Below are 14,493 nucleotides of genomic sequence, written 5' to 3'. Positions count from 1 at the left end.
AGCTCCGGCGTCGTGATCGAAGGTGCAATAATGAAAACCGCCTGAAGCGGGAAGCGCCTGTGAAACGCAAATTCTAATCCTCAGGGTGTGATCAGCCCTGACGGATCCAGGTGAACGGACCGGGATTCCTTTTGGCTTCAACCGCCGATGTTGAGATTGGTCCCGTTCTCCTGAGCCCGCGCTCGCGAAAGCGGGAAATTGGTGCCTGCCGCCAAAGAGCGGCGACCGCATGTGGGGTTGTACAGGCTCGAGAAGCGGGCCGGTAATCGCAATGGGCCCAGACCGTGGATCCGCTCAAAAAGGAGCAATTTTTGATGCCACTCAGATGAACAATTGACAAAAGACCTGATGTGAAGGGAATCGAACCTGAGGCCCATTTTTCGTCGCCGTGGAATTTCCAAGAATGCTCGGGTGTGGAGCCTGCAGCGAATTCCCACGCACTAACGCCACAACGCCGAGATCGGCACGGCGGATAGGCGCTCTCCGAACGGGATCACCTTGTCATGGTCGTACAGGACAATGCCTGAAACAAACCGTTCTCCACATGCTTCGGCCAAAATTCGCAATCCAGAAAAATCGGAATTCGTGACGGACGCTGCAGCTTTTATCTCGATACCGACAACCCTCCCTCTTCTGTCTTCGATGACGATATCGACTTCGTTCTGCTGCTTGTCACGAAAATGCGAAAACTCAAAGCGGGTATGTGCGGCGCTGGCGAGTTTAAGAATCTCGCCAAAAACGAACGTCTCCAGCAATGCCCCGAACTGCCCCCTGTTGTCCCGGAGCCTTTCGAGAGAGAGGTCACGAAGGGAGGCGAGGAGACCAGAATCGAGGAAATGTATCTTCGGGGTCTTGGTCAGGCGTTTCAGTTTGTTGGAAAACCAGGGTTGAACGGTTCGGGCGAGGAACAGGCTCTCGAATATTCCGACGTATTTCTGCGTTGTGATGTGGTTCATCCCGATGGCGGCGCCAATTCCGGAATAATTCACGAGTTGGCCCGAATGTTCTGCCAGAATGCGCAGCAGGCGCGGCATTTGCGCGATCTGCTCGATTTGCGCGACATCGCGAACATCGCGTTGAACGATCGCCTGAATATAATCAGCATACCAGTCCTGTCTGCGGCTCAAGGTTTTACGACGCAATGCCTCGGGATATCCACCTGCCAGAACTGCAGCCATCAGGTCGTCACCGACGATTGGTTCTCCGGCTTTGGCTTCGTTTCGAAAGGCGTCGATCAAAAAGCTTCCGTCGGCGGTTCTGATCTCGCTTCGCGCAAGCGGCAGCAATCGAACGACCTCCATGCGCCCTGCGAGCGAGTCCGCCACGCGTGGCAGGGTCATGAGATTGGCCGAACCGGTCAGGAGGAAACGTCCTGGACGCTGGTCGGTATCCACGCTTTCCTTAATGGCCAGCAACAGCTCGGGGGCGCGCTGAATTTCATCGATAATGGCGCGATCCAAACGTCTTACAAAGCCAACTGGATCCTGTCTCGCGGCGCCCAAGGTCGTCGCATTATCAAGCGTGTAATACTCCATCCCCTTGTTGGCCATCTTCTTGGCCAACGTCGTTTTTCCTGATTGTCGGGGACCTACGATCAATACCACTCGCGTGTCTGACATGGCGTCGGCAACGCGTTGCTCAATCAGCCTTGGATACAGCGCCACAGCTTCATACCTTTGATGACTGTTTGAAACTATGCTGATGACCGATTGAAAGTCAATCCGTGACCGTTTGAAATCAGCATTGCGACTGATTTCAAGTAAGCGGCATGCCGGATTGCCGGCATGAAGGTAGGCGAGAGGCCGCGCAGGCGCTGCTGAACCGTTCGCTGATGTCACCGGAATTGACCTAGCTGATCCTCACGGAGGGGTATCTGATCAGAAGCGAAGGGAAAGCAAATCTGTGCATACTTCCATCGCACCGCCAAGCCTACCAGCTTTTGACAAACTGAAGGAATGCAACGCTCGAATGGGAAACGAACCATCGATCCCGTTAGTCCGAAGTGAGGCAGTCGATCAGCACGTCACGGCCGCGAATGTGAAACTGTTGTCACGCCCGCCTACGGTCGAAAGATCCGAGGACAAATCGGTCAGGACGACCATCGGGTTCGATGATCTCGGCAATGACGCCCTGCTCGCGGGCCGCCCAGCCGCGAACAACGAAAGCGGCTCGTCCCGCAGGAAGGTCCGCCTCAGCCGCGTGAGCGCAGCGGTGGCACGTCCACCCGCCGCCGAATGTCGTGCATCGACCACAAGCGGAGCGGTGGCCCCAAGTCCCCGCCAAGCGTTTCCGACACGTAAAAAGTCGACGTAGGATCAGCATTGCCTGCCACCACGTGCGTCAGCTTAGATTGGTTTCCCGATGCGGCATAATGTGCAGTTGAAGGGACTGGAACCGACGATCCGGTTATTCTGAGCTCCCTCTGCAAGCCGCGGCTGTCATGTCGGGCGCGCGTTGGTCGCGACGGGCCTTTGCGATACGCCATCGCTCATCCGGCGGTCGATCAGCGCTCTCCTCTCGGGCACCTTCTATTTATAGTTTCGTGTTCGAGCCCAAGAATGGTGTGGTTGCAAAAAATGTGCTCTGCGTGATAGCAGTATCGTGACGGCCTGGGGAAACGAGCGATTTCAAGAGTGGCGGCGCCTATGGATGGTCAAGCTAGCGAATTTGTTTCCTATTATGGGAACAGCTTGAAACTCGTAAAATGCTCCCCAAGGGTTGCGCAGTCTTACAACATTGTAGCGGCGGCAGATGCGACTATATGGCAGGTCTATCCAGAGCTGCTTGCTTCCGACCGCAAATCGCTTGTCGAAGCCGTACTTGCTGGCGGGATTCCGCGAAGTGTTGCGATTGAACCTCTCCCGCCTTTTGGCAGTCGCAGTCTCCTGCTCTTCAGTACGGAACGAGGGCTCGGCGTCCTTGAGACGCGAGATGCGGTCGCCGCTTCCCAGGCGTCGATCGGAGATCCAGATCGAGCTCTGCTCCTCCATCAGGCGAGGCATGACGCCCTAACGGGACTTGCCAATCGCCGTCAGTTCAGCCACGATCTCGAGGCACGCCTTCCTACGAAGAGCGGGCAGAAGTTTGCCTTGATGCAGATCGACCTCGATGACTTCAAGCCGGTGAACGACACCCTTGGTCACGGCGCCGGGGATATCGTCCTCAAGATGACGGCTGAACGGATTCAAGCCGTGCTTCACGATCGCGAAACCGCATACCGGCTGGCTGGTGATGAATTCGCCGTCATCCAAGTCCTTGACGACCAACCTGCCGAAGCAGAGCGCCTCGCCGAATCCCTGGTTGGTGCATTCAAGGATCCGTTCACCATCGACGGGATCAGCGTATTCGTGGGCGCGAGCGTGGGAATTGCCATTGCGCCGCGTGACGGAAACACGGGCGAACAGTTGATGAAGGCTGCCGACATCGCACTCTACGCGGCGAAGAACGATGGACGCGGCCGGGCAAGAATGTTCAACCGCTCGATGATGATCATGCTCGAGCAGCGCGAGATGCTGAGGCGCAGCTTGCGTGTCGCTCTCGGGGAACAGCAGTTCTTTATCGAATATCAGCCGCTCGTCAAAGTGGCCGGCGGGATCGTCGGATTTGAGGCCTTGCTGCGTTGGCGTCATCCTTATGCTGGTGTTATTCCACCGGGTCTTTTCATTCCCATGGCCGAAGCCGACGGTCTGATGGGAGATATCGGCGCGTGGGTGCTCGAACAGGCTTGCCGTGAGGCCTTAACCTGGCCGGTTAATTTCATTGTCTCGGTCAATGTTTCTCCGGCGGAATTCCTAAGTAGTGGTTTCACCGATCGTATAACGCGTATTCTTGACGAGGTGGGGTTTCCAGCTGAGCGGCTGGAGTTTGAGATCACTGAAACGGTCTTGCTTGAGCGTACGAGCAACAACCTTGACAGGCTCCATACGCTTGAAGTCTTGGGAATCCGAATTGCCCTCGACGACTTTGGCACCCGCTATTCGTCCCTAAGTCACTTGCAGAACTTCCCGTTCGACACAATCAAGATTGACCGGCACTTCATCGACGATATCGAAACAAACCCCAAAAGCCAGACAATCGTCCGCTTTATTATCGGCCTTGCACATGGGTTAGGAATGCAGGTCACGGCGGAAGGCGTTCAGACTGCCGGTCAGAAGGCTTGGCTCAGCAGACGAAAATGCGACCGACTTCAGGGGAACCTCCTGGGGGCACCGATGTCTGCTGAATTTGTTAGTGAGTTTCTGCGTCATTCATCGTTCGCGATGAGCGAGGGTCCGGGCCAGAGAATGATCCCGGACAGTGACTAACAACAACCGGCAGAGCAGCGTGCGATTAGGCAAATCTTGACCGTCGTCCCTCATAGAGCTCCGAACAAATATTCACACGCCCTTTGGACTGTTTGGCAGACTTATAAACCTGGCTTAGTCCGAGCCGGTGTCTTTGCCCTGGTCCTTGGTCTTGGCAAACGGTTCGAAAGCATGAGCGACTGCGTCTGCATCCATCCCCAATCTGGTGTTGGAGGCGATCTCGCAAGTATTTGCCTGGCGTAAACTTCGGCATGGTTCACGACAGCCCCGGCGGGCTGCTGATGAGGCTGTCAATGCAAGGGCGGTCCTATTTCTCCGCAGCGTTGCGACCATCACTTGCCTATAAATTTCCATGCGCTAAATTATGCAATAACTGGTTGCATCCACCTGCGTCAGCTCGATAGTGACGGATGGCTGCAGAGCGATACCTTCGGATGACAACATGATCTGGAATCATCGCATCACACGCATCGTCGTCGGCCTGTTGCTGCTGGCGCTCGTGACTGTCGTCTCATTGCCGACGATTACCGGCGTTACGAGCCTTGATGGCACGGTTAATGCGCGGTTTGCTGTCGTTAATGCTCCAATCGACGGCACGATTGCGGAAGAACCGCTCAAGGTCGGCAGCCCGGTCAAAGCGGGGCAACCCCTCGCAGAAATCAGAAACATGCGCGTCAATCGTGCGATCCTCGCTTCGCTCGAGGCAGATCGCAACACGGCGCTCGACCGCGTCGCGGCACTTAAAAACGAACGGGAGGAGCTCTCCGCGCTTCGCGAGGAATTGTCTGCCCGATTGGAAATCTACAGGCAGACCACCATTGCCAATCTCGAGCGCGAAGTCGAAATCCTGCGGAAAAAAGTCGAAGTGTCGCAAGCTCAGGATCTGGTCGCGCAGGTCGACCTGAACCGCCGGATGGAGCTCGAGTCAAAAGGCATTCTGACGCAGAAGCTGGTCGAGGTCGCGCGGGCCGCCGGAGCTGCGACTGGCGGCGAGGTCGAAATCAGCAATTTGACTGTCGATCAATTGGAACAAAGGCTCAATGCGGTCCGCCAGGGTATCTTTGTCTTCGGCGACGGACAGAATGACGTGCCTTATTCGCGACAGCGTGAAGACGAGGTTGTCGTTCGCATCAACGACTTGAACTCACGCATAGCGGAAAATGAGACACGAGCCACCGAAGTACAAAAGCAGCTGATCAAAGAGGCAGATCGCGTCAGCAGCCTTGAATCCGCAACCGCAATAGCACCGTTCGACGGCGTTGTTTGGACCAGGAGCATCGTCGACGGTTCCAACGTGGTGCTGAACGACGAGTTGATGCGCCTCCTCGACTGTCGAGAGCTGTTTGTGGATATCCTCGTTCCCGAGGTCAATTACGACGAGATCTATCCGGGGCTTGTCGCGCAGGTGCGCTTGTTCGGCCGCAGCGATGTGTTCAAAGGAACGGTCATTTCTGCCAGAGGCAGTTCGGCTTCGGTCGAGACCGATTCCTTTGCCGCCAGTTTGCCGCCGTCAACCGAGCGTAATGCCCGCATTCGCGTTCGCCTCGATCCGTCCTTCATGAACGGCGACTTTGCGAACTCCTGCCAGGTGGGGCGCACAGTGCAGGTACGGTTTCCCAAGCATGGCGTCGACGTGTCCAACTGGGTCAAAAGCCTGTGGTTCAGTATCTTTTAGCGCTGGTTCCGACCTTCCTCGTTTTGGCCTTCTTCTTTCTGGGGCCGTTCAATTGGTCGCGGCATCACACATGGACACGGGCGGTGACCTGCGCGTTCGTCGCAGCATTCGCCTTGCGATACATGTTCTGGCGCTTGACCGAGACGGTGCTTCCCTATCCGAACGACGGTGCGAGTTTCTACTGGGTCTGGATCCTCTTTGTCGTCGAGGCTTTGGCCTGCGTCGAAGTCATCCTCTTTCTGGTATTGATGAGCCGCTATGTCGATCGGAGCGCGGAAACGGACAGGCTGGGTCGCGTTTTCTTCGCGCGCGACAAGCGCGAGCTGCCGACAGTCGATGTTTTCATCCCCACCTATAACGAGCCGCTCGATGTTCTTGAGCGAACCATCATCGGCGCCCGCTCGCTGGATTATCCTGCCGACAAACTGAATGTGTATGTGCTTGACGATCAACGCCGGGATTGGCTGAATGCCTATTGCGAAGAAAAGAACGTCATCCACGTCACGCGCGGCGACAACAGCCATGCCAAAGCAGGCAATATGAACAATGGGCTGAAGGTCAGCTCGGGCGAATTCATTGCGATCTTCGACGCCGATTTTGTTCCCTATCGGCATTTCCTGCGTCGAACGCTGCCCTTCTTTTCCGACGAAAGCATCGGCATCGTTCAGACGCCTCAACATTTCTTCAACGTCGATCCGGTGCAATCAAACCTGGGTCTGGAGAATATCTGGCCGGACGAGCAGCGTTTGTTCTTCGACGAGATCGCGCCCAGCCGAGATGCGTGGGACGTCAGTTTCTGCTGCGGGTCATGCTCGATTGCCCGCCGCCAGGCCATCGACGCAATTGGCGGTTTTCCGACGGAGTCGATCACAGAAGACCTGCTGACAACTCTTTCGATGCTCAACAAAGGCTACAAGACGCGCTACCTGAACGAGCGACTATCAATGGGGCTGGCCGCCGAGAACCTGACCGGTTATTTTGTCCAGCGCGAACGATGGTGCCAGGGGGGTATTCAAACCCTGTACCTCTATAATGGCCCGCTGCGCGGCCCGGGATTGACGCTCTTTCAACGGATTATGTTCCTGCCGGCGTCATGGCTGGTGCAATATCTGGTCCGCTTCGCGATATTGCTCGTCCCCATCGTCTATCTCTGGTTCGGCCTGCTTCCGCTCTATTTCACTGATATAGCCGATTATGTATCTCATCAGGTGCCGCTGCTGGCGGCGTATTTTCTGCTCATGCTGTGGATCACGCCGACGCGCTACCTGCCTGTGGTTTCCAGCGCCGTCGGCACCTTTGCGACATTCCGTATGTTGCCAACCGTGGTCTCCAGCCTGGTGAGACCATTTGGCAAGCCTTTCAGGGTGACGCCAAAGGGCAGTGGCAACGAGGCGAACCAGTTCGACCGCTACAGCTTCGCCTGGATCGCAAGCATGATCGCGATCACCGTGGTTGGTCTGCTGGTCAACATCGTGCCGGAAACATCGCGTGTACAAGGCCAGTTTTCGCCGGTCGCGGCCTGGTGGTCAGCTATCAATATCGTCGTCCTCGTGATTGCGTCACTCATCTGTTTTGAGAAACCTCGGCGCCTATTTCATGCGTTCAAGCTCGATGAACCCGCTATCGTCGACGATGTCCCCGGCCAAGTCGTCAGTCTGGCACTAGACAAGGCTGTGGTTGCAGTCCCGGATATGGCGCGATTTCAATCCAAATCGGCGTTGCTGAAACTCTCTGGCTTCGCCCCGATCAAAGCGGAGCTCGGACAGATTACCCAACGACGAAGGAGCGTAAGTCGCGGCGGCGACAAGCAAGCCTATTATCTGCACTTGTATTTCGAACTCAGCGGCTCTGCTCGCGACAGCATGATTGTAAAACTCTACACCGGTCGATATTCGCGGGACGTTCGCGACATCGACAAGGTTGCCGTCTCTCTCAATCTTCTGTTGCGGTCATTCGGGCGAACACGCACGTTGTAGTGGACCACCTAAGAGCGGATCGCCCGGTCCTCGTCCTCTGGAGCGCCGCCGCAGCAGAGCCCGCCGTACCCGATAAAAGCCGACCCCGGATCGTGATCGAAGTGAAGGGTTACGGGGCCACTGGTTCGAAGATGACAGACATTATCGGTGACCTCGACGCCATCATCGACGCAATGCGTCGAGACACCTATCTTCTATTCATCACTGATGGAATGACCTGGAAAAACCGGCTATCCGATCTAAAAAAGATTGTTGATCGACAAAACCAGGGGAAGATCACCCGCATCTACACGACGAAGATGCGTGAGGAGCTCCTAGAAGACCTGAAAGACCTGAAGTCGATGATCGGCATATAGAAGAGCGTTGCCACTTTACCGGTTTCAACCAGAACGACTAAGCCTATCCGGGTGCATCGTCACGGGCTTTCCACTCTGCGATTGCTTCAGCAACACTTCGCCTTGAACGGAATCGAACCGCCGACCACCCACTCGTGATAGCTAAGTGATTGACACACAACGCGTTCTTATGTTCGTCGGCCGGAGAAGTTCCATCCATTATGCGATCTTCTTCGCACAGAATGTGAACACAACGGCAACAGACCGGACGCTGGCCCCGAAAACACTCGCCGTGCCAGAACCGTTGACCCCGCTATTTCAATGTCAGTGGCGTAAAAGGTATTTATGGACGTTGAGCGCGCGTCCGCTGTACGATCCTCATAATTCCCCGGTGAGAACGAGCTCGCCCAACCCCGAATGTCCAATCGTCATTCTCCGCAGACCCCGTGCGGCTTTTTGCTGTGCGTCTCTTTACCCGTGCGGTCACCTCCTCACACGACGCCATAAAGGCCGTCAAGTGAGGTACGTCATAACCATTGCCGAGGTCACACTGCGCCCTAATTGCAAAGACTTAGCGAGAGCGACGGACACATCAATGTCTTCGAGTAACGCCAAAGATCACGGAGGCGGAATTGGAAAATGAACTCGGCCCCCGTCGCGTCTATTCGACCTCGCCATCCTCCCCTTCACGAATGCCTGCCTTCGCGAGTGTACTCGCTGTTATTGCTATTCTGTATTTAGGCAAGGAAGTACTTCTTCCTCTAGCAATCGCGGTCCTGTTGACGTTCGCATTGGCTCCCATCTCCTCTCGTCTTCGAAAGCTTGGCCTGCCCCGTATTTCGGCGGTAGTAGTCACTGTCGTGCTCGCCTTTCTTGTGCTCGCCCTGTTCGGGCTTGTCGTAGCGGGACACGTTGCCGAAGTCGCCCAAAACCTTCCGGCCTACCAGGGCAACATTATAGCGAAAATTCGGTCTCTCCAGGAAAGTGGAATGGATAGCGGTATTGTGCGGCGCTTGACATCCGTCATTGAGAGCGTCGGTCGTGAGCTCAGCAACGCCGAGGAGCGCCCAGTTGCTCCAGGTACCGGATCAAGACCGAGGGAGCCCGTGCTCGTCGAAATATTCGCGCCTAGCAGACCAATTGAAACGCTTACTAGCCTGATTGGCCCTCTACTTGGCCCCATCGCCTCATTGGGTTTGATCATCGTCGTCGTAATATTCATGCTGTTAGAGCGGGAAGAGCTTCGCGATCGCTTTATTCGGCTCGTTGGTTATGGCGATCTGCACCGCACAACAGAAGCCATCCAGGAGGCGGGAAGCCGCGTCGCGCGATATCTTCTTATGCAGCTGGTGGTGAACTGCGCTTACGGCGTTCCATTGGCGCTCGGACTGTGGGCGGTTGGCATACCAAATCCAGCGCTCTGGGGGATGCTGGCCATCGTCCTTCGATTTGTCCCCTATATTGGGCCTGTAATCGCGACAGTCCTGCCGCTGTTCCTGGCCTTTGCCGTCGACCCTGGCTGGAGCCTTGTTCTCTGGGTTGGGGCCATCTTCGTCGTGCTGGAATTGACCAGCAACAACGTCATCGAGCCGTGGCTCTATGGTTCTCGTACCGGACTCTCTCCGCTGGCAATCATCGTCGCGGCGATTTTTTGGGCATGGCTGTGGGGGCCGGTCGGTCTTGTACTGTCCACGCCGTTGACCGTGTGCCTTGCAGTATTAGGGCGGTACGTCCCCCAGTTCGAGTTCCTTGAGGTGGTTTTTGGTAGTGACCCGGTGCTCGATCCCAAGGAACGGCTGTACCAGCGACTTCTTGCCGGCGATCCCGACGAGGCGACCGATTATGCTGAGGAATTTCTAGAGGAGGATTATCTTGAAGATTACTATGGCAAGGTTGCCATCCCCGCCCTTCTACTCGCGGAGAAGGATAGGCGTCGAGGCGTCTTGACCGCGGAGCAGATGGAACAGGTGTTCGGGACCGCCATCACACTGGCCTCGAACCTTGGGGAAATTGCGCAGGAAGAAGAGGAAGAGGAGGAAAAGGAAGGAGAACAGAAGGAGAAGGGAGTGGCAGGGCGGCCCAACACTCACCCCAAGGAAGGCAATGAAGATGAAAGCGAACTACCTGACGGACGTGGCAAGACCGTCTTCTGCATCGGAGGCAGGGGTCCGCTGGACGACGCGTCGGCTGCGATGCTCGCCCAGGTTCTTCAGGTACAGGGAGCCGAGGTGGTCGCAGCGAGGCATTCTGACATCCCCAATCGTCGCGCCATGAGCCTCGTTCCGAAACAATCGATCGCCATCGTGGTCTGCTTCCTCAACGAGGACTCGGCAAGGCACGCCCGCATACTTATTCGTCGGTTCAAGCGCATATACCCGGCCATTCGCGTCGGCGCGGTCCTTTGGGTGGAAAACCAGGAGGAAAGTCAACCGCCTACTCTTTTGGAGGCGGATTTCGTTGCCACTACCTTGACCTCGGCTGCCCGCGCGGCACTCGCCGATGCACCGGCATCATTGGTGACGCCCGCGCGCAAGATTCGTACTAGGCGATCCTCGAACAAGACAAGCATAAACGCCGCGGAGTCCGGAAGTTAGCCGGCAAGTCTTGGCGGGATATGCATGAGCCGTATTCTGGTCGGCCGGCCTTGCAGGACTATTCGATTTCGGGGCCAAAATAGCTGAAATGCAGGCTGTTGGCCTGGCGCCTGCCCGGATTCTTCGCGTTCGCGGTTACCGCAGTTCAATTGGGCGGGTCAATTTATCACAGATCGCCTGGCATGGCTCGGAGCCGGGGCTTTAGGGATCTTCCTGGCATCTGGACAATGGCTGAACCGCGTAAGAGCAACTGAATTGGTTTGCCGCCTTTGATCATGTAGCGCACATCGGCTACACCATAATCTCCTAACCAGCGAGCGATTCTGTCATCACTCGCCCTGCTGAGGTTGAACTATCATGAATAGGGGGCTCCAAGTGAATTTGGCATCCAATGTCGTACCGCTTCGAGTACCTGCAGCCGGGCAGAAGCCAAACGAGATCCCAAGCCGCGCAACCCATTACCCCGATCTGCGCTACATGGGATCGAAGTCGCGGCTACTGCCCTGGATATTCGAGACTCTGAACGGGGTCGATTTTGAAAGCGTGCTGGATCCGTTTTGCGGCACTGGATGTGTTGGCTACCTTTTGAAATCAATGGATCGCCGTGTAGTAGCCTCAGATTTCATGAACTTTTCGAGCCTGGTCGCTCGCGCAACCATCGCAAACAACAAAGTGCACTTGGATGGCAAAGCGATCCGCCGTCTGATCGATGGGACCCCGCCCGCACACAATTTCATTGAACAGAACTTCGACGGCGTCTTTTACAAGACGGAAGACCTAAAGTTCCTGGACCGGATTTCGGGAAACATCCGGCAACTGCAGGATCCCTATGAGCAGGCGTTGGCGTTTGCTGCCCTGTTTCGGTCTTGCCTCAAGCGCCAGCCACGTGGCGTCTTCACGATTTCCGGCGATCTGTCGCACTACGATGATGGGCGCCGCGATCTCAGGCTCTCAGTCGAGGAGCACTTCCTCGAACAGATCGAGGTATACAACAACGCCGTTTTCGACAACGGCCGCCGGAATAAGGCTCTTCGCTCGGATATCTTCGAATTGTCGAACGAAAGGGTTGATCTTGTCTATCTGGATCCTCCCTACGTGCCGAGATCAGACGACAACTGCTACACGAAGCGATACCACTTCTTGGAGGGCCTCTCCTGCTACTGGCAAGGCTTGCCCATCGATCCGAGTACGAAGGTAAAGAAGATCGCTAAAAAGTACACGCCATTCAGCTACCGCAGAGAAGCGGTCGACGCATTCGACCGCATGTTTGCCCGCTTTGCAAAAAGCAAAATCGCACTTTCGTACAGCTCAAACGGCTTCCCAGATCTTGACCAGCTTGTCGAGTTGATGGGCAAGCACAAGACCTCAGTTACAGTCTTCGAGAAGCCGCACCGATATCATTTTGGCACCCACAGCAAGGTGGAGCGCGCCACCGTCACTGAATATCTGATTGTGGGGCAATAATGCGGTCGAAAGATCAGACTCTGGAAGAAGTCGTTGAAAGCCTCAGCCCTCTCGCCGTTGATTGGATGGATGACAAGGCGGCTGAAGCGATTGCCGCCTTATCAGAGATCCCAAAAAGGGATTCTTACTCGCGCTCAGACATCGAAGCATTGCTAGATCAGGATTTCGAACGGGGTCTGCTTTGCAGCCGGCTTTTTCTCGCCCTTTCGAAGGACAGTATGGAAGCGGAGCTTACGCGAATCCTTGGAAAGGGTGGGATCGGCGTTAAGCGCTACAAATCCGATCGAGCAACATTTATCTCCGCGCTGGAAAACCTTCAACTTCGCGAGGCAATGGCGACTACCGTGAATTATGAACCGGTTTGGAGCGATATTCTTGTCGAGCGCCTTCGGTCTGGCAGAGGATCTGCAATTCAGGGACAACGTCGCGGGCGCGGCCTTGAAGATTTCGCTGAGGCAATGGTCAAAGAGGTTTTCGGAGTAAGTTACGACACCCGCTGCACATTCACGGGTGCTGACGGCAAGACGGCTAAATGCGATGTCGCCGTACCCGATAAAAGCCGACCCCGGATCGTGATCGAAGTGAAGGGTTACGGGGCCACTGGTTCGAAGATGACAGACATCGGTGACCTCGACGCCATCATCGACGCAATGCGTCGAGACACCTATCTTCTATTCATCACTAAGCCTGTCCGGGTGCATCGTCGCGGGCTTTCCACTCTGCGATTGCGTCATGCCACATCCACGGAGATGGCGCACTGAGGGTTACTTCAGCGCTGTCAAACGCGGTGAAATGGCACCACTCAAACTCATCTGAAGTCCACTTCCCTATAACTTCGCCATCAACAAGCAACACATTTCCGCTAAAGTCTCGGTTGTGGTACCCAGTCAGAATGATGCGCGGCGGACCATTGCCCCGGCGCTGGTCATCTCACAAATGGCTTGAAACTGAGCACGTAAAAAACTTGCATCCGGAGCCGAAATACAGCCGATCTCAAAGCTTTTGCACCTTAAAGTTCCTGCATACTGGCTACCTGTTCCACTTGTATGGATTTCAGGAAAGCTCGCCATGGTATTCGGTGTCAATATGCATGAAGTGAAGCACGTTTTGTGATTGGCTGGTCTTTACGAGGCTACCGCCTTCCCTTCGTTTTGTCAGCGTCATTGTTGGATCAGGACGCAGCAATTCAGCTACAGACCAATATTTCAGCGCGCTTCAGCAACACTTCGCCTTGATGAGAGCAGAACCTGAACCCCGTCTTACGACGTCTGGTGCAGTTGAAGGGATACGAACTGCCGACCCGTGATTATTGCCCCACCACGCCCCCGTTCGACCTTTGGAATGAATTCAAGAGGTTGTTGAGTTTGTGCTTGCATAATCAGCAAGCGTCTCTATATCTGCTAGCATGAACAGCAAGCAGAGAAAGACTCTCGCGGCGGTCTTCAAGGACCCGGTCTCGGGAACCATTGAATGGGCCGCTATAGAGAATCTGCTTGTGGCTGCCGGAGCCGACCTCATTGAGGGGAACGGTTCCCGCGTTAAGTTTGAAAAAGACGGGATCATTGCGAGCTTCTATAGACCACATCCGGACAAGGAAGCAAAGCGTTATCAGGTGCGCGATGCTCACGACTTCCTGATGCAGATTGGAGTAACGCCATGAACATCATGACCTACAACGGATGTCACGCTCGCATCGAGTTCGACGCTGAGGACGATGTGTTTTTCGGCAGGATTGCAGGTATCTCGGATGTAATCGGCTTTCACGGTGACAGTGTCGCTGAACTCAAGAAAGCCTTTCATGAGGCAGTCGATGACTACCTGGAGACCTGCAGGAAAATCGGCAAAGAGCCTCAGCGACCCTATTCTGGGAAAATGATGTTTCGTGTCGCTCCCGAAGTCCATCGCCGAGCAGCTCTTGCTGCTGAGCTTTCGGGAAAGAGTCTGAATCAGTGGGCAGAAGAGGTGCTGGAAGAGGCCGCCGACCATTATGCCGAGGCGCGCCTGCCGGCGTAGTTCCCTTCACCGTACCGCCCATCGGCGTGTCCGATAAATTGGTGTTCCCTTCGATCCATTATGCGATTTTCTTGGGCTAAACCGTGAACGCCATAGCAACAAGCCGCACCCCGGGGACCATGCACCATTACT

Annotated in this window: 9 protein-coding genes and 1 pseudogene; 9 read left to right on the top strand and 1 reads right to left on the bottom strand. The window is 55.5% G+C overall.

Going from position 1 to position 14,493, the window contains the following annotated elements; genetic code table 11:
* Positions 1–440: 440 nt before the first annotated feature.
* A complete protein-coding gene (locus GA0061105_RS30540) occupies positions 441–1,664 on the bottom strand; it encodes an ATP-binding protein (RefSeq protein ID WP_092755031.1) in 1,224 nt (407 codons plus the stop codon).
* Positions 1,665–2,645: 981 nt separating this feature from the next.
* Between GA0061105_RS30540 and GA0061105_RS30535 the strand changes: the two genes are divergently transcribed.
* The 9 genes and pseudogenes from GA0061105_RS30535 (at position 2,646) to GA0061105_RS30490 (ending at position 14,361) form a co-directional block, all read left to right on the top strand.
* On the top strand, positions 2,646–4,304 hold the full coding sequence (locus GA0061105_RS30535; protein WP_092755028.1) for a putative bifunctional diguanylate cyclase/phosphodiesterase: 1,659 nt from the start codon (positions 2,646–2,648) through the stop codon (positions 4,302–4,304).
* Between the two features lie 442 nt (positions 4,305–4,746).
* Positions 4,747–5,979 carry an HlyD family secretion protein gene (locus GA0061105_RS30530; protein WP_092755025.1) on the top strand — a complete coding sequence of 411 codons (1,233 nt, stop codon included), beginning with the start codon at positions 4,747–4,749 and terminating at the stop codon, positions 5,977–5,979.
* Positions 5,961–7,955: a glycosyltransferase gene (locus GA0061105_RS30525; protein ID WP_092755022.1), complete on the top strand. Its 1,995-nt coding sequence runs from the start codon at positions 5,961–5,963 to the stop codon at positions 7,953–7,955. Before GA0061105_RS30530 ends, GA0061105_RS30525 begins: the two co-directional genes overlap by 19 nt.
* Positions 7,955–8,311 (top strand): DpnII family type II restriction endonuclease, encoded by a 357-nt coding sequence (locus GA0061105_RS30520; protein WP_245304450.1) that lies wholly within the window; start codon positions 7,955–7,957, stop codon positions 8,309–8,311. The genes GA0061105_RS30525 and GA0061105_RS30520 overlap by 1 nt, the downstream gene beginning before the upstream one ends.
* A gap of 515 nt (positions 8,312–8,826) precedes the next feature.
* Positions 8,827–10,884: pseudogene (locus GA0061105_RS30515) on the top strand (AI-2E family transporter).
* A gap of 375 nt (positions 10,885–11,259) precedes the next feature.
* On the top strand, positions 11,260–12,348 hold the full coding sequence (locus tag GA0061105_RS30510) for a DNA adenine methylase (protein WP_245304449.1): 1,089 nt from the start codon (positions 11,260–11,262) through the stop codon (positions 12,346–12,348).
* Complete coding sequence (locus GA0061105_RS30505) at positions 12,348–13,109, top strand: hypothetical protein (RefSeq protein ID WP_245304448.1); 762 nt, start codon at positions 12,348–12,350, stop codon at positions 13,107–13,109. The genes GA0061105_RS30510 and GA0061105_RS30505 overlap by 1 nt, the downstream gene beginning before the upstream one ends.
* Before the next feature lie 644 nt (positions 13,110–13,753).
* Positions 13,754–14,008 carry a type II toxin-antitoxin system HicA family toxin gene (locus GA0061105_RS30495; protein ID WP_092755016.1) on the top strand — a complete coding sequence of 85 codons (255 nt, stop codon included), beginning with the start codon at positions 13,754–13,756 and terminating at the stop codon, positions 14,006–14,008.
* Positions 14,005–14,361 (top strand): type II toxin-antitoxin system HicB family antitoxin, encoded by a 357-nt coding sequence (locus GA0061105_RS30490; protein ID WP_092754966.1) that lies wholly within the window; start codon positions 14,005–14,007, stop codon positions 14,359–14,361. The genes GA0061105_RS30495 and GA0061105_RS30490 overlap by 4 nt, the downstream gene beginning before the upstream one ends.
* The last annotated feature ends 132 nt before the right edge of the window (positions 14,362–14,493 follow it).

It is taken from the genome of Rhizobium aethiopicum, from assembly GCF_900094625.1.
Lineage (GTDB): Bacteria > Pseudomonadota > Alphaproteobacteria > Rhizobiales > Rhizobiaceae > Rhizobium > Rhizobium aethiopicum.
The sequence above is the reverse complement of the archived record's forward strand: the minus strand, read 5'-3'. Positions and strand labels throughout refer to the sequence as shown.

Bases quoted from the DNA above. Each gene is read 5' to 3' on its own strand.
- GA0061105_RS30490 (WP_092754966.1), top strand. From the start codon at position 14,005: ATGAACATCATGACCTACAACGGATGTCACGCTCGCATCGAGTTCGAC.
- GA0061105_RS30495 (WP_092755016.1), top strand. From the start codon at position 13,754: ATGAACAGCAAGCAGAGAAAGACTCTCGCGGCGGTCTTCAAGGACCCG.
- GA0061105_RS30505 (WP_245304448.1), top strand. From the start codon at position 12,348: ATGCGGTCGAAAGATCAGACTCTGGAAGAAGTCGTTGAAAGCCTCAGC.
- GA0061105_RS30535 (WP_092755028.1), top strand. From the start codon at position 2,646: ATGGATGGTCAAGCTAGCGAATTTGTTTCCTATTATGGGAACAGCTTG.
- GA0061105_RS30530 (WP_092755025.1), top strand. From the start codon at position 4,747: ATGATCTGGAATCATCGCATCACACGCATCGTCGTCGGCCTGTTGCTG.